The sequence below is a fragment of the Streptococcus sp. ELY_125 genome, from assembly GCF_058314535.1.
In genome coordinates, this window is the sequence record NZ_JBZFUM010000016.1 from 41,086 (window position 1) to 54,580 (window position 13,495).

A 13,495-nucleotide genomic window follows, 5' to 3' on the forward strand; every position below is an offset into this window, starting at 1 on the left:
CATAAGATTTTTGATTTCAATATTTTGCAAACATTTAAAAGATTACATTTTTATATCGTTCGGTTTTTGCTGTTTTTGCTTTCCTAAAACTATTTTAAAGACTGTATTAATAAGAAATCTCCCTATACTCAAAAAAAAAAATCAGATTATAAGACCCCGTAGACATCTTAGAGTCCAGCGAATATTTAGCAGCGCTGATGCAGAGCCCCCTAATCTTATGAAGTAGGGAAACAAGACCAGCAGAGCTAGCGTCATAAGTACAAGAGCTCATTATTTGAGATTTTTAAAGGAGGCTGATTTCTTAAATTAGGTAAAAATAAAAGGACTGAATCCTACACGGTAACGGAAGACACAGTCCCTTTTACAAATTAATAGTTCAGCCTAGAATACAGCTCAATAAAACACTTTTAATTTTCCATTAACGGAGATCTACCAAATCAGCCTGTGTAAAACGGGCATGATAATTAGGAAGGTCACTAACCTTTTGCCCTTTATCAATCTTGACAATACGATTAGCATAATTGATAGTATTACCCCTGTGAGCAACAAAGATCATCGTACGATCCAATCTAGTTAAATTTTCAATGACCCTCGCTTCAGTCTCACTATCCAGATGGCTAGTAGCGACATCAAAAATTAAGAGAGGACGCCCAATAAGCAAGGCATTAGCAATAGCCAAGCGCTGCTTCTGACCATCAGACAAAACATCCTCTGAGATAAAAGTCTGGAAACCTTGTGGCAGGGCTTCAATATCTTCTAAGATTTCACTGGTGGAACAAGCAGCTATCAAGGCCTCTTCACCAATCTGGCTCTCAGTCCCCAACAATAAATTATCTAAAACCGTCCCCTTGAGAATATAGGTTCTCTGTGAAATATAGGTTGTTAAATGACGTAGATTTGATGAATCAGCAAGTTCTCCATCATAGTATATCTTCCCTTGCTTAGGTTCTATAAAACCCGCAATCAATTTAACTAAAGTTGTCTTACCAGAACCACTTTTCCCAACCAAGGCAATCTTATCACCCCTATTAATGGTTAAATGGATATCCTGTAATACCCCTTTGTCTATACGAGAACCATAACGAATCTCTTCTAAATTTATAAGTTGATTTACCATATGATAACGTTAACTGATTTAGCCCTCCATTCTTAAGCCTGAGATATCTCCCCTCTTCAAGATTTTCCACCGAAAATCTAGTTATTACGCAAACCTTTACTAAATACTTCTAACGTGCACAGAGACAAGCAAGAATAATTGCTGTTACTAGCGATTTAAAAAATGATTTCATAGTAGCTAACTCCTTTCTTTCACTTACAAGTACTATTATACTGTTCTTAAGCACAAAAAAATAGTGACATCGATGTCACTATTTGCTTAAACCATCATTTCTCATCTCCATTTTTATATCCTCAATGATAACTGAGTCTCCCAATACCTGCCCAAAGGCCAAGGCCTGATTATAAAATTCTCTAGCCTTTTCTTTATTCCCTTTTACTTTGATATAATACTTCGCCTTGGCTTCTAAAACACCCGCCTTATAAGTATGCAGCTGAGCCCGCTCAATCACCTCCTCAGCTTTTTCCGCTAAGGACAAAACATCCCTGTAATCATCGTGATGCGCATGGACGCTAATAATATCCATCAAGGTCGCTAAAAGTTCCACATTATAGAGCTCGTCAGAAGTCGGCTCTTGCCGCAGAAGCTTGCGCTTAATCTTTTGAAGAACTTCCGCATCGTAGTACTTTTCCCTTTGAATCTTTAACAGATAATAACCTAAATACAGATAATCATTGAACTGAAAAACCTTCTTTTTCAATACTTGTTCAAAGGCATCATCATAAATCTCCTCGATATTGGGTAACCTATCCCCCAACAGTGAATTATAAATATTCTCAGATAGATCTAAAAAGAGCAACTCATCTTCAGGCAAAAGCTCAAAATACTGCTCATAAATTTCCTCAATCATTTTTTGCTTCTGCTGAACTCTGTCTGGATCCCCATAAGTGGGAAACTTAATAATACGCTGCTTCTTTTCAAAGTAATCACTTGGAATCTTGATATCATCACCTTCCAGTAGATCAGACATCGTTGTATTGAGCACTCGCGCAATGTATTCTAACTTTTCTATAGAAGGAAGTGACTCACCACTTTCAATACGCACTAGCTGGCGAACGGTCAATTTCTCACCATTACCGCAGACATTGTCACGCGATAACTTCCGCTCCTGCCTTACTTCACGAATTCGCTGCCCGAGTCTCCCTTTAATCCCCAAAAGAATGCCCCCTCACATATAATTATCAGCTCAACATTATACCTTGTTCTTATTTTTTAATCAATATCAAAAAGATTTCATTTTAATAACAGAGGCGTAATCGCTACAGAATAACCCAGTATTTAACGATAATATAAAAACATTCTCAACTATAGATCAATTGAGAATGCTTATACTATCTATGAAAAAGAATTTATTTTTGTACTAACATTAACCCGCAACATGACCTAGATGTGGCCACCATAATCTTTGAGTAGATTGGTCACTAACTTTTTGACCACCTTCAATCTTAACAATTCGATTAGCGTAATTTAAAACACTACCTCGGTGGGCAACAAAGACCATCGTACGGTCGATTTGAGTCAGATTCTTAATAACCTTTTCCTCCGTATCTCCATCAAGTCCACTAGTAGCTTCATCAAACACTAAAATAGGCTGGTTTGAAAGCAAGGCCCGTGCCATTACCAAACGTTGTTTTTGTCCACCTGGTAGACCGCCATCCTCAGAGACTTGGGATTGAAAACCTAATGGCATAGCTTGAATATCTTCCAAGATTTCGGCTACCGCACAAGCTTCCATCAGACACTCCTCATCAACTTCACCAGAGACCCCCAGCAATAGATTTTCTAAAATGGTTCCTGTAAAAACATACGATTGTTGTGGCATATAGGGAGTGGGATCAACCCAAAAATTGAAAATTTTGGTTCTCACCACTCCCTAATTTTAAAGTGGTGACCTGAAACGGTCTCTCCCCAGACCGTTTTTGACACTTGCTTTGCAAGCTTTATTTCCCGATTAAAAAGGCCTCCCAGACCTTTTTAACCCACCCCCGCGTAGCTCCAAAGGTCTGGGGGACCTTTGGAGATTGGAAATAAGATGAACAGCGTTCATCACATTTGTTTTTCCGCTTTGGTCTTGTGGCAAAAGGAAAACCAGCCAGCAGTGGTTCATTACAAAACAGGAAGACTGGACGAGTTTTTGTCCAGCCTCAGGTTTCTAAATTCAACAATAACATTAATATCACCCTTTTGTGAAAAATTATAATTCAGTTGGCTAAGGCTCTTTTTCCCAAACCTATTATGACTAAAACAACAACAATTAAAGCTGCTGGATGTGTTACCTGTCCTAAAATTAATTTTGATATTAATAATCCCACTAATAATACTGCTAATAATAAAGCACTAATACGACCTATTTTTTTCATCATAAAAATCCGGAACTTAGAAAAGTTAGTTATTCAACTGAATCACCCGACCTTTGTGAATGCTACAAAGATTCAAGCTATCATCTTAACAAAATTTCCTTAGCTCTATCCTTTCTCTAAAATTAATTTCTTCTAATAAACAATAACACTCTGGTTAACAATATCAATAGCTTTCCTAAAGGCATTAAGCCACCCACCACCTTGAACTACTGCAAACTCTTGATTGGTCAATTCTTTTGAATTATTCTTTTCGTTAAACATAATATTTTCCTTTCTTCCACAATTAATTTTGAAATCAGTAGCAACTTCCCTTCTTCATTGCTACGATTTTATTATAGAGTAAGCCAGCTTAAAAAACTAGAGACATCGATGTCATCCCCTAACAATTTAAAAATTAATGCTATTTAAAAATCAAAACGATAGGTACTGTACTTATAACTGGGAAGTAGAAAATAACCCTAAAAATTTCGATTTTCTTTAATCATAAATTCCCTAATTTTTTGAAAGCCGTTGTTTAGAAGGGAAACTAGTATAAAAAAACAAACCCTTTCGAGTTTGCCTTTACTCCCCTACCTTAGTTGCTAAATAATCCAACATATTGCCAAGTGTCGTCATGTCCTCAATATCATCGTCAGGAATTTCAATAGCAAACTCATCCTCTAAGTTTACTACAAATTCCATCAAATCAATAGAATCCACACCAAGCTCATCTTTAAATGAGGTCTCTTCTGTAACTTCCAAACTTTCTAAATGCATCTGTTCCTTAATCATCTGGCTAATTTTGGCAAATATCTCTGATCGTGTCATCGCTATCCCTTTCTATTCGGAAAATTCCTCTACAATCTCTTCAACAACCTGATGCTCTAGCATAGTTCTGACCTGTCTAATCGTATAATAAACCGATTTAGCATCACTAGAACCATGGCACTTCACCACAGGAGCCTGTAGCCCAATGAGCACAGCACCACCAGCCGATGAATAATCCATGATACTGCGCAGGCTATAGAGACTGTCTTTCATGAAATAAGCACCAAGCTTAGCCTTAACACCGCCAGTTTTGATAGCTGTCTTCAAGGCACTAAGAATAGAAAGACCAGTACCTTCAATGGTTTTCAAAACCGCATTACCCGTAAAACCATCTGCTACAACAACATCTGCTACACCGTTAAGCAGCTCACGCGCCTCTACATTCCCAACAAAGTTAATCGCAGATTCCTTGGATAAAAGTTCAAATACCTCTTTACGAAGGGGATCCCCCTTAGTTTCTTCTGTCCCGTTATTTAAAAGGCCAACACGCGGATTTTTTACTCCACGTACAGCTTCCGCATAGTAAGAACCTAAAATTGCATATTGATGAAGATGGTGAGGCGTATTTTCAGCATTAGCTCCCAAATCTAACATATCAAAGTTGCCACCATCGATCGTCGGCAAGGTAGACATAAGAGCTGGACGATCAATTCCTTTAATACGGCCAACCACAAAGAGGCCAGCTGCTAATAAGGCCCCCGTATTCCCAGCGGAAATTACCGCTTCAGCTTGACCATCTTTAACAGCTTGAGCTCCTAGTACCATTGAGGCTTGTTTCTTCTTTCGAATCGCCTTTACCGGTTCATCATCTGAATTAATTTTTTCATCCGTGTGGATAATCTCAACTCGCTCATCTGCCTCTAAATACTCTTTTATTTTTGTTTCATCCCCATAAAGTTTAATCTGAATATCATCAAACTCCTCCAATGCTTGATTAACACCTTCAATAATCGCCTGGGGAGCTTTATCACCACCCATTGCATCTACAGCAATTGTTTTCATCAATTATTCCTCTCTTTAAGCCTAATTCAGTGTCAGTATTATAGCATAAACCAGCTGTATTTTCATCACCAGTTAGTAATAACTCCTATTATAAAATAAATAAGATTTTAGCGGGCAAAGCACAGGATTAATCTTTCCAAAAACAAAGAAGCAATTCACTACAGTAGTAGATTATCTACACTATAAAAGGACTGGACAATGTCACAGACCTTCCGCTATTTCATAATATCCCCCCAGCTAGCCAAATCATCAATAAATCTTTTCGATTTAAGATGAATACCAACATAAGTATCATAGAGATCATCTAAGAAAAGTCGAATCTTATGCTTCATCTCTGGCTTCACTGAAATCGTCTGTAATTCCTCAAAGGAAATAATTTGAAATCTACCTAATAAGTAGAGAACATTAGGATCTAAATGACTACGTCTCATATCCTTTTCATAATGTTCTGGGCATAAAAGACCTGAATATTTATGAGAAAAATCAAATCGTTGCCCTACGCGATGACAAAAAACACACTCATGAAAATTTAAACGTACACCAAAACGATCGAGTAGCTGTAGTTCAAAAATATTCGTCAATATTTCATAATCAAGCCCTTGCTCCATTAACTCTAGAGTTTTTACTAAAAAATCAAAAAGCTGAGAATCATAAACACCATCAGCAACCGCAGCATCTGCCAAAGCAAGTACGTAACTAGCATAAGATAAAGTAAAAATATCCTCATTAATATGCTTAAAAGTTGTCATTTCCTTATAATCATCAATGTAAGACAAACCATTATCATTAATTTTCATTAGGAAATCCGCTAAAGTTAACGGCTGGATGGCAGACACAAGCTTAGACCGACTAACATGTTTCACGAAAAACATTCGCTTTCCTGAAGTTTCTGTAAAAATTTTGACTAGCTTATCATCCTCTCGATAATTGCGATTAAAAAGAACAATTCCTCGCGATTCCTTAGTCTGCATACTGCTCCATATATTCTTTCAAACGTTTCATCGCCTCTTGTATCGTCTCCATACTAGCCGCGTAAGAGATGCGTAAATACCCCTCTCCATATTGGCCAAAGGCAACCCCTGGAATCATTGCAACTGCCTTCTGGTGAGCAAAATCTTTTAAAAATTGGAAGGAATCTTGCCCTTCTACCACTGGAATTTTAGCAAAAATATAGAAGGCCCCTGTTGGCTTAATAATTTTAAAATTCATCTCTTCCATTTTTTCAATGATATAGTCCCGACGCTTAATATACTCACTCTTCATAGAAAGAGCATCATCTTTTCCAACTGTCAAAGCCTCAATAGCAGCAAACTGAGCATTGGTCGTTGCAGCTGTAACCAAATATTGATGGCTTTTAATCAGCTGTCGTGTAAACATCTCAGGGGCAAAGATAAAGCCAATCCTCCACCCCGTCATCGCATGGGATTTAGATAGACCATTGATAATAATGGCTTGATCTGGTAGATACTCCCCAATGGAAACATGTCCCTCATCAGTATAAGTTAATTCCGAATAAACTTCATCACTAACCACAAATACATCATATTTTTCCAAAACATCCGCAAAAGCCTTAATTTGCTCACGTGAATAAGTTACACCTGTAGGATTGGTGGGATAATTTAGAAGTACAACCTTCAATCTGTCACCCTGCTCCAGAATAGCCTTTTCCAATTGCTCAGGTGTCAAAACAAAATCATTATCAGTTGTATCAATTTCAACAATTTCAGCTCCAACAAGATTAACAATAGGCTCATAACCTGGATAAGCAGGAGCTGGCAGCAAAACAGCATCACCAGGCTCCAGAATAGCAGTCAGAGTAGCAGATAGAGCCTCTGTAGCACCGATAGTGACTAAAATTTCAGAATCTGGATCATAGTTCAAACGATATTTTTCTCTCACAAAGTTAGAAGCAGCTTGTCGCAGTTCAGGTAAACCCGCCATACCAGTATAGTGACTTTGATTAGCGTCAATGGCCGCCTTAGCTGCTTCCTTAACATGATCTGGTGTCGTAAAGTCAGGCTCTCCCAGTGTCATTTTTAAAATCCCCGGAACCGATGATATTGATTGATCAAATTGACGAATTAAAGAAACTTCTATTTTTTCCAAGTTTTTATTGAAACGCTTTGCTAAATCCATAAATCCACTCCTTAGTAAATAAGTAATTCTATTATACAGCAAAACTAAAGAATTTTCAGCCTTACTAAAAGAGGTCCGAAGTTCGGACCTCCTATATTTATTTAGAAATTTCAAGTTCAAATAGCGGGGAAAGCGGCCGCTTTTCATGGATACGTACAATAGCTTCACCAATCAAATCTGCAATTGAAATTTGCTCAATTTTGTCAATTAGACGCTCACTAGGCAGATAAATCGTATCTAAAACGACCAACTTTTTAATTGCGGATCCCTCAATATTATCTAGGGCTGGTCCAGATAAAACAGGGTGCGTACAAGAAGCATAAACTTCAGTTGCACCTGCTTCAGCCAAAGCATCAGCTGCATGACAAATTGTCCCAGCCGTATCAATCATGTCATCAATCAAAATACAAGTCTTTCCTTTGACATTACCAATGATATTCATAACCTCACTGGTATTCATTTTATCAACACTGCGACGTTTATCAATAATAGCAATTGGAGTATGGAGGCATTGAGCTAATTTACGCGCACGCGTCACCCCTCCATGGTCAGGACTAACAACAACGACATCGTTACCCACCAATCCCTGACGGATAAAGTAATCAGCAATCAAAGGAGCCCCCATCAAATGATCCACTGGGATATCAAAGAAGCCCTGAATTTGCGCTGCATGCAGATCAACTGTCAACAGTCTGTCAACACCAGCTACCTCAAGCATGTTAGCAACCAACTTAGATGTAATAGGCTCACGCGAACGTGCCTTTCGGTCTTGACGTGCATATCCATAATAAGGCATCACAACGCTAACAGTTTCAGCACTAGCCCTTTTAAGTGCATCAACCATTATGAGAATTTCCATTAAATTTGTATTGACTGGTGAACTTGTTGATTGAAGAATAAATACATGGTGACCACGAATAGATTCCTCAATATTTACCTGTATTTCACCATCAGAAAACTGACGGACAGTGGCCTGACCAAGTGAAATACCAATAGAATCAGCGACTTTCTCAGCTAATTCCTGATTAGACGATAGGGCAAAGAGCTTCAAATTGTTAAATGACATGACGTCCTCCAAAATTTAATCCACTAATATTTTAACGTTTTTCATCTAAATTTTCAATGTCGATAAAATACAAAGATATAAAAAAGGAAAACGCTTTTTCAACGTTTCCCATTTCGATATTCTTACTGATAGATAAAGTAGTGAGAACCAGATGAGTTAACATCAAAGCTTCCACGGTAATCACCAATAGACTGGTTACCTGCATAGTTTGATTCATTAACAGTAATAGTAGAACCATTAACAGATGTAACATAAGCAACGTGACCATAGCCACCACCATCGTTAGGCCATACAATGACGGAACCAACTTGTGGTGTAGAACCAGTCGTGTGTCCTGCTGATACAGCGCTTGCACCCCATTGGTTAGCATTACCCCAATAATTACCAACCCATGAAGCCAACGATTTAACACCCCAAGTACATTGTCCAGCTGGGTAAGTGTTAGTATTATCAACCTGAGCAGGGGCTGGAGCTGGCTGAGCTTCAGGGGCTGGTTGAGCCTCAGGTGCAGCCGGAGCTTCTTCTTGAGCAGGAGCTGCAGCAACTTCTTCTGTTTGTGATTGTTCAGGAGCTGGCTGAGCCTCTTGTTCTTGAGCTGGAGCTTCTGAATTTTCAGTAGTTGGTGCTTCTACAGCTGCTTCAGATGCAGAAGTTTCAGCTGAGGCAGATTGCTCATCAACAGGCTGCTGTTGATTTTGTTGATCAACAGCTTCAGATTGTGCTGCTGCCTCAGATGCCGCTGCAACTTCAGATTCTGATGTTGCTACTGAAGCCGCTGCCGATGCACTTGCTGCTTGTGATTCTGCGGTAGATTTAGCAGATACCAACGCTTGTTTATTAGCTTGAGCCGTAGCAATTTCAGTAGCAAGTGCTGCTTGTGCTGCTTCCAACTGAGCTTGTTGCTGAGTTAAAGCAGACTGATTAGCTTGAATAGTTGCTTGGTTTGCAGCAACTTGATCCATAGCTGCCTGGTTTTCAGCTTGCTTAGTTGCAAGAGCAGCTTCATCTGCTTGTTGTTGAGCCAATTGACTTTGGCTAGCAGATACAACTTCATGTACCGCAACGATACGGCTAATAGCTTCTGAAATTGATTTTGAATTCAGAATTGTATTAATATAGCTTGAAGCTGTATTATTCTTTTGAGCATTTTGTGCTTGTGCTTGAATAGACGCATTACGAGCAACAATCTTAGCAGATAAATCTTGAATTTCAGCTGCAAGCGTAGCTGATTCTGTCTGAAGCGCAGAATTTTGTGCCTCAAGTTCAGCATTTTGACCTTCAAGTACGGCTTGTTGTCCTTGGATCAATGAAGCTTGTGACTGAGCTGCTTGTGATTGTGCTGCTAAGTTACTGATAACAGCATCTTGACCAGCAATCGCTGAGTCATAGTCATCCGCTTTTACATGTGTAGCTGCTGCTGTAAGAGCAACACCACTGAGCAATACTGTTGATAAAATACGTTTTTTCATGTTAATAAACTACTCCCATATTGATAAGACCACTATATTATACCAGAAACTAGTCCATCTTTTGTTACGTATATGTTACAGTTATATGTTTATTTAAAGCCGTTTCTACGCATTATTTTATCTATTATTATAAAAATCAGAGAATTTAACAATAAAGAAACAACCAATTGATAAGTGACAAAAGATAAAAAATCATAAGTTGTTAAATGGTAAAGATAAGCCAATCCATAGCAACCAGTCTCAAATAAAGTAATTAAAATGAAGAAGGCTTGTGCTCTGCGAAGTCCCGTTACGAAGTGTCTTCCCCACTTTCTAATGATATAGACAACAAGCGGTAATATAAAGAAAGCAACACCAATAAAATTGAGATTATAGCTATCGTAAATAAGACCTAGTATAAAAGCTAATGAATAAGAAAAGTAGGCATTATTTATATACCTCTGCACAAAAAACAGAAAGATCAGCAAGAAATGTACCTGTAAAATAATAGAACGCCCAGTTAGGGTTGAAAAGATATCAGATAGGTGACCATCAATTAGCATAAGTAAGAAAGCAAAAAGTGATATTGAAATTTTATTTTTAAACCAATTCATTTTATTTACCAATCAAAGTGACATAACTGATATTATCCAAATCCGCTGTAGGAGTAACATAGACTTTCCGCTTGTTCAATTCCTTTGCATCACTAATTGAAGAAATTTTACCAACACTGATACTAGGAATACTTTTGCCATCTAGGCCACTAGTAGTAACACTATCCCCAGCATTCATCGGTTTATCGACATTCAGCTCTTCTATGATCAAGAGATTCTTTTTGGAATTGTAACCCGTTAATATGCCGTAAACATCACCATCTGAGCTACTAAATTTAACGGGAATTTCGTATGTCCCTTCCGAATTAGAAATCAACTGCAGTGTAGTTCCCGATTGTGATACGTCTGATACCTTACCAATCAAGCCGCCATCTGAGACAGCTAGCATAGAATCTGTAACTCCATCATTTTTCCCGACACCAACAGTTAGATTCTCATACCAAGATAAGGTTGAACGAACTGTTACATCACTAGTAATAGTTTCATAACTGGAAAAAGCCTTTTCAATTTCCAATGCATTGGCCAAACTTTTATTCTCTTCTGTCAAAGAATCTACTGTTGACGATTGATCTCTCATTTCGGCAAGCTCTTTTTTTAATGATTCATTTTCACTATAGGCATTAAAGAGCTCTACAATCTCATCCTTAGCTGATGAAGCCCAACGAAACGGATAAGAGACAAAATGATCAATCTTCGTAGTTACGCCATTAATAGGAGTTGCTACTTTTTTAATAACTGAACTATTGCGAAAGATAAAAAAAAGAAGTACTAAAAAAATTAATACACTTGTCACACTAAACGTAACTACACGGGAAAATCTAATTTTTTTCATAAGAAACCTCTTTTTTAAAATAAACAAAACGAGATATCTCACGATAACTCGTTTTTCTTAACTAATACGGAGAATGGGGGATTCGAACCCCCGCGTCAGTTTCCCGACCTAACGATTTAGCAAACCGTCCTCTTCAGCCTCTTGAGTAATTCTCCAACAATAGTCCGTACGGGATTCGAACCCGTGTTACCGCCGTGAAAAGGCGGTGTCTTAACCCCTTGACCAACGGACCTTTCATGGGCACAAGTGGACTCGAACCACCGACCTCACGCTTATCAGGCGTGCGCTCTAACCAGCTGAGCTATGCGCCCAAACTAACTGTTTGGCACTTATAATTTTCATTATAAAGCGGGTGACGAGAATCGAACTCGCGACAACAGCTTGGAAGGCTGTAGTTTTACCACTAAACTACACCCGCTAAAATGGCGCGAGACGGAATCGAACCGCCGACACATGGAGCTTCAATCCATTGCTCTACCAACTGAGCTACCGAGCCTTCCTACCTCCATAGGTATTGCGGGAGCAGGATTTGAACCTACGACCTTCGGGTTATGAGCCCGACGAGCTACCTAACTGCTCCATCCCGCGATAAGTAAAAGGAGGATGTGGGATTCGAACCCACGCACGCTGTTACACGCCTGACGGTTTTCAAGACCGTTCCCTTCAGCCAGACTTGGGTAATCCTCCGATTGAATATAACTAAACAATATGGACCTTGTAGGACTCGAACCTACGACCGCTCGGTTATGAGCCGAGTGCTCTAACCAGCTGAGCTAAAGGTCCAAAGCCACCCATATTCTAGTAATAGCGGCGAAGGGGATCGAACCCCCGACCTCCCGGGTATGAACCGGACGCTCTAGCCAGCTGAGCTACACCGCCAAAAATCGGGAAGACAGGATTCGAACCTGCGACCCCTTGGTCCCAAACCAAGTGCTCTACCAAGCTGAGCTACTTCCCGTATATGCTATCGCTATGCACCCTAGAGGATTCGAACCTCTAACCGCCTGATTCGTAGTCAGGTACTCTATCCAGTTGAGCCAAGGGTGCTTCTCTTATGCCGAGGACCGGAATCGAACCGGTACGAAGGTTACCCTTCGCAGGATTTTAAGTCCTGTGCGTCTGCCAGTTCCGCCACCCCGGCAATCCTCAAGCGAACGACGGGATTCGAACCCGCGACCCCCACCTTGGCAAGGTGATGTTCTACCACTGAACTACGTTCGCTAATGCCGGCTACATGACTTGAACACGCGACCCTCTGATTACAAATCAGATGCTCTACCAACTGAGCTAAGCCGGCCTATCTCTCTTATGCGGGTTAAGGGACTTGAACCCCCACGCCGTTAAGCGCCAGATCCTAAATCTGGTGCGTCTGCCAATTCCGCCAAACCCGCATCTATGACCCGTACTGGGCTCGAACCAGTGACCCTTTGATTAAAAGTCAAATGCTCTACCAACTGAGCTAACGAGTCCTTCTTGGCTTTAAAGAACCAACACAAACTGCATTTGTTCTTTTTCCAGATTGAAATAGTCCACTGGACTATTATACTGATCATGTAAGCTACGCTTACTTTATTTCCAACTTCAAAATGTCTTCCAGACATTTTGAACGGTCCCGACGGGAATCGAACCCGCGATCTTCGCCGTGACAGGGCGACGTGATAACCGCTACACCACGGGACCTATTCAAGTAATTGTATTCGAACTAAAAAGCTAGGGATTTAGATAAATGGCTTAAGAAATCAGGATTTCTTACCTATTTCCTAAAATCATACGCTTTTCTTTACGTTCTCATTACTTAATCATGGGAGTTAACGGGATCGAACCGCTGACCCTCTGCTTGTAAGGCAGATGCTCTCCCAGCTGAGCTAAACTCCCTAGGTCGAAAATTTAGCTCTAGCTGGGAAACAGTCGAAAGCTTCGCTTTCCCTATCCCCCGTTTAAAAGCTCGATTCCCTCTCGCTTTTAACTGAGCTAAACTCCCTATATGATGCTAAGCAACTCCCCTATCTCGCAGGAGGCAACCTCCAACTACTTCAGGCGTACTAGGGCTTAACGACTGTGTTCGGCATGGGTACAGGTGTCTCTCCTAGGCTAGCGTCACTTAACTATGAAT

The 13,495-nt window shown here is 39.8% G+C and carries 12 protein-coding genes, 18 tRNA genes, 1 rRNA gene and 1 pseudogene; all 32 read right to left on the reverse strand.

Features of this window, described 5'->3' with window-relative positions; translation table 11 throughout:
• Positions 1 to 418 precede the first annotated feature (418 nt).
• The 32 genes and pseudogenes from AC4HAL_RS07385 to rrf all read right to left on the reverse strand — a co-directional run bounded on the left by AC4HAL_RS07385 (position 419) and on the right by rrf (position 13,487).
• Positions 419 to 1,117, reverse strand: a complete 699-nt coding sequence (locus tag AC4HAL_RS07385) for an ATP-binding cassette domain-containing protein (protein WP_491093648.1) — start codon at positions 1,115 to 1,117, stop codon at positions 419 to 421.
• A gap of 250 nt (positions 1,118 to 1,367) precedes the next feature.
• Complete coding sequence (locus AC4HAL_RS07390; RefSeq protein ID WP_491093649.1) at positions 1,368 to 2,273, reverse strand: helix-turn-helix domain-containing protein; 906 nt, start codon at positions 2,271 to 2,273, stop codon at positions 1,368 to 1,370.
• Positions 2,274 to 2,483: 210 nt separating this feature from the next.
• Positions 2,484 to 2,942, reverse strand: a pseudogene (locus AC4HAL_RS07395) (ATP-binding cassette domain-containing protein); the annotation flags it as partial.
• A gap of 376 nt (positions 2,943 to 3,318) precedes the next feature.
• Complete coding sequence (locus AC4HAL_RS07400) at positions 3,319 to 3,480, reverse strand: hypothetical protein (RefSeq protein ID WP_491093650.1); 162 nt, start codon at positions 3,478 to 3,480, stop codon at positions 3,319 to 3,321.
• Positions 3,481 to 3,609: 129 nt separating this feature from the next.
• On the reverse strand, positions 3,610 to 3,738 hold the full coding sequence (locus AC4HAL_RS07405; protein WP_491093651.1) for a hypothetical protein: 129 nt from the start codon (positions 3,736 to 3,738) through the stop codon (positions 3,610 to 3,612).
• Between the two features lie 300 nt (positions 3,739 to 4,038).
• A complete protein-coding gene (gene acpP / locus AC4HAL_RS07410) occupies positions 4,039 to 4,284 on the reverse strand; it encodes an acyl carrier protein (protein WP_491093652.1) in 246 nt (81 codons plus the stop codon).
• A 12-nt stretch (positions 4,285 to 4,296) separates the two neighbouring features.
• Complete coding sequence (plsX, locus tag AC4HAL_RS07415) at positions 4,297 to 5,286, reverse strand: phosphate acyltransferase PlsX (protein ID WP_491093653.1); 990 nt, start codon at positions 5,284 to 5,286, stop codon at positions 4,297 to 4,299.
• 215 nt (positions 5,287 to 5,501) lie between these two features.
• Positions 5,502 to 6,257, reverse strand: a complete 756-nt coding sequence (gene recO, locus AC4HAL_RS07420; protein ID WP_491093654.1) for a DNA repair protein RecO — start codon at positions 6,255 to 6,257, stop codon at positions 5,502 to 5,504.
• Positions 6,247 to 7,422 (reverse strand): pyridoxal phosphate-dependent aminotransferase, encoded by a 1,176-nt coding sequence (locus AC4HAL_RS07425; protein WP_491093655.1) that lies wholly within the window; start codon positions 7,420 to 7,422, stop codon positions 6,247 to 6,249. The genes recO and AC4HAL_RS07425 overlap by 11 nt, the downstream gene beginning before the upstream one ends.
• A gap of 97 nt (positions 7,423 to 7,519) precedes the next feature.
• Positions 7,520 to 8,488, reverse strand: a complete 969-nt coding sequence (locus AC4HAL_RS07430) for a ribose-phosphate diphosphokinase (RefSeq protein ID WP_447453006.1) — start codon at positions 8,486 to 8,488, stop codon at positions 7,520 to 7,522.
• A 122-nt stretch (positions 8,489 to 8,610) separates the two neighbouring features.
• Entirely contained in the window at positions 8,611 to 9,957 is a 1,347-nt protein-coding gene (locus tag AC4HAL_RS07435) for a CHAP domain-containing protein (protein WP_491093656.1), read from the reverse strand.
• Positions 9,958 to 10,046: 89 nt separating this feature from the next.
• Complete coding sequence (gene mreD / locus AC4HAL_RS07440; protein WP_491093657.1) at positions 10,047 to 10,550, reverse strand: rod shape-determining protein MreD; 504 nt, start codon at positions 10,548 to 10,550, stop codon at positions 10,047 to 10,049.
• A gap of 1 nt (position 10,551) precedes the next feature.
• On the reverse strand, positions 10,552 to 11,382 hold the full coding sequence (gene mreC, locus AC4HAL_RS07445) for a rod shape-determining protein MreC (protein ID WP_491093658.1): 831 nt from the start codon (positions 11,380 to 11,382) through the stop codon (positions 10,552 to 10,554).
• Positions 11,383 to 11,449: 67 nt separating this feature from the next.
• Positions 11,450 to 11,537 (reverse strand) — tRNA-Ser (locus tag AC4HAL_RS07450).
• 5 nt (positions 11,538 to 11,542) lie between these two features.
• Positions 11,543 to 11,614 (reverse strand) — tRNA-Glu (locus AC4HAL_RS07455).
• Positions 11,615 to 11,619: 5 nt separating this feature from the next.
• A tRNA-Ile gene (locus tag AC4HAL_RS07460) sits at positions 11,620 to 11,693 on the reverse strand.
• A gap of 36 nt (positions 11,694 to 11,729) precedes the next feature.
• Positions 11,730 to 11,800: transfer RNA gene (locus AC4HAL_RS07465), tRNA-Gly, on the reverse strand.
• Between the two features lie 5 nt (positions 11,801 to 11,805).
• Positions 11,806 to 11,878: transfer RNA gene (locus AC4HAL_RS07470), tRNA-Phe, on the reverse strand.
• Positions 11,879 to 11,896: 18 nt separating this feature from the next.
• Positions 11,897 to 11,970 (reverse strand) — tRNA-Met (locus AC4HAL_RS07475).
• A gap of 9 nt (positions 11,971 to 11,979) precedes the next feature.
• A tRNA-Ser gene (locus AC4HAL_RS07480) sits at positions 11,980 to 12,069 on the reverse strand.
• A 22-nt stretch (positions 12,070 to 12,091) separates the two neighbouring features.
• A tRNA-Ile gene (locus AC4HAL_RS07485) sits at positions 12,092 to 12,165 on the reverse strand.
• 22 nt (positions 12,166 to 12,187) lie between these two features.
• A tRNA-Met gene (locus AC4HAL_RS07490) sits at positions 12,188 to 12,261 on the reverse strand.
• Between the two features lie 5 nt (positions 12,262 to 12,266).
• Positions 12,267 to 12,340, reverse strand: a tRNA-Pro gene (locus AC4HAL_RS07495).
• Between the two features lie 15 nt (positions 12,341 to 12,355).
• Positions 12,356 to 12,429: transfer RNA gene (locus AC4HAL_RS07500), tRNA-Arg, on the reverse strand.
• Between the two features lie 8 nt (positions 12,430 to 12,437).
• Positions 12,438 to 12,523, reverse strand: a tRNA-Leu gene (locus AC4HAL_RS07505).
• A gap of 8 nt (positions 12,524 to 12,531) precedes the next feature.
• Positions 12,532 to 12,603: transfer RNA gene (locus AC4HAL_RS07510), tRNA-Gly, on the reverse strand.
• Positions 12,604 to 12,606: 3 nt separating this feature from the next.
• Positions 12,607 to 12,679, reverse strand: a tRNA-Thr gene (locus AC4HAL_RS07515).
• Between the two features lie 12 nt (positions 12,680 to 12,691).
• Positions 12,692 to 12,773: transfer RNA gene (locus AC4HAL_RS07520), tRNA-Leu, on the reverse strand.
• Between the two features lie 5 nt (positions 12,774 to 12,778).
• Positions 12,779 to 12,851, reverse strand: a tRNA-Lys gene (locus tag AC4HAL_RS07525).
• Positions 12,852 to 12,989: 138 nt separating this feature from the next.
• Positions 12,990 to 13,062, reverse strand: a tRNA-Asp gene (locus tag AC4HAL_RS07530).
• Positions 13,063 to 13,184: 122 nt separating this feature from the next.
• Positions 13,185 to 13,257: transfer RNA gene (locus AC4HAL_RS07535), tRNA-Val, on the reverse strand.
• A gap of 114 nt (positions 13,258 to 13,371) precedes the next feature.
• Positions 13,372 to 13,487 (reverse strand): 5S ribosomal RNA (gene rrf / locus AC4HAL_RS07540).
• Positions 13,488 to 13,495 lie beyond the last annotated feature (8 nt).

What these genes read in the sequence shown, in the direction of transcription:
- AC4HAL_RS07385 (WP_491093648.1), bottom strand. Translation starts at nt 1,117, where the DNA reads ATGGTAAATCAACTTATAAATTTAGAAGAGATTCGTTATGGTTCTCGT.
- AC4HAL_RS07400 (WP_491093650.1), bottom strand. Translation starts at nt 3,480, where the DNA reads ATGATGAAAAAAATAGGTCGTATTAGTGCTTTATTATTAGCAGTATTA.
- AC4HAL_RS07405 (WP_491093651.1), bottom strand. Translation starts at nt 3,738, where the DNA reads ATGTTTAACGAAAAGAATAATTCAAAAGAATTGACCAATCAAGAGTTT.
- acpP (WP_491093652.1), bottom strand. Translation starts at nt 4,284, where the DNA reads ATGACACGATCAGAGATATTTGCCAAAATTAGCCAGATGATTAAGGAA.
- plsX (WP_491093653.1), bottom strand. Translation starts at nt 5,286, where the DNA reads ATGAAAACAATTGCTGTAGATGCAATGGGTGGTGATAAAGCTCCCCAG.
- recO (WP_491093654.1), bottom strand. Translation starts at nt 6,257, where the DNA reads ATGCAGACTAAGGAATCGCGAGGAATTGTTCTTTTTAATCGCAATTAT.
- AC4HAL_RS07425 (WP_491093655.1), bottom strand. Translation starts at nt 7,422, where the DNA reads ATGGATTTAGCAAAGCGTTTCAATAAAAACTTGGAAAAAATAGAAGTT.
- AC4HAL_RS07430 (WP_447453006.1), bottom strand. Translation starts at nt 8,488, where the DNA reads ATGTCATTTAACAATTTGAAGCTCTTTGCCCTATCGTCTAATCAGGAA.
- AC4HAL_RS07435 (WP_491093656.1), bottom strand. Translation starts at nt 9,957, where the DNA reads ATGAAAAAACGTATTTTATCAACAGTATTGCTCAGTGGTGTTGCTCTT.
- mreD (WP_491093657.1), bottom strand. Translation starts at nt 10,550, where the DNA reads ATGAATTGGTTTAAAAATAAAATTTCAATATCACTTTTTGCTTTCTTA.
- mreC (WP_491093658.1), bottom strand. Translation starts at nt 11,382, where the DNA reads ATGAAAAAAATTAGATTTTCCCGTGTAGTTACGTTTAGTGTGACAAGT.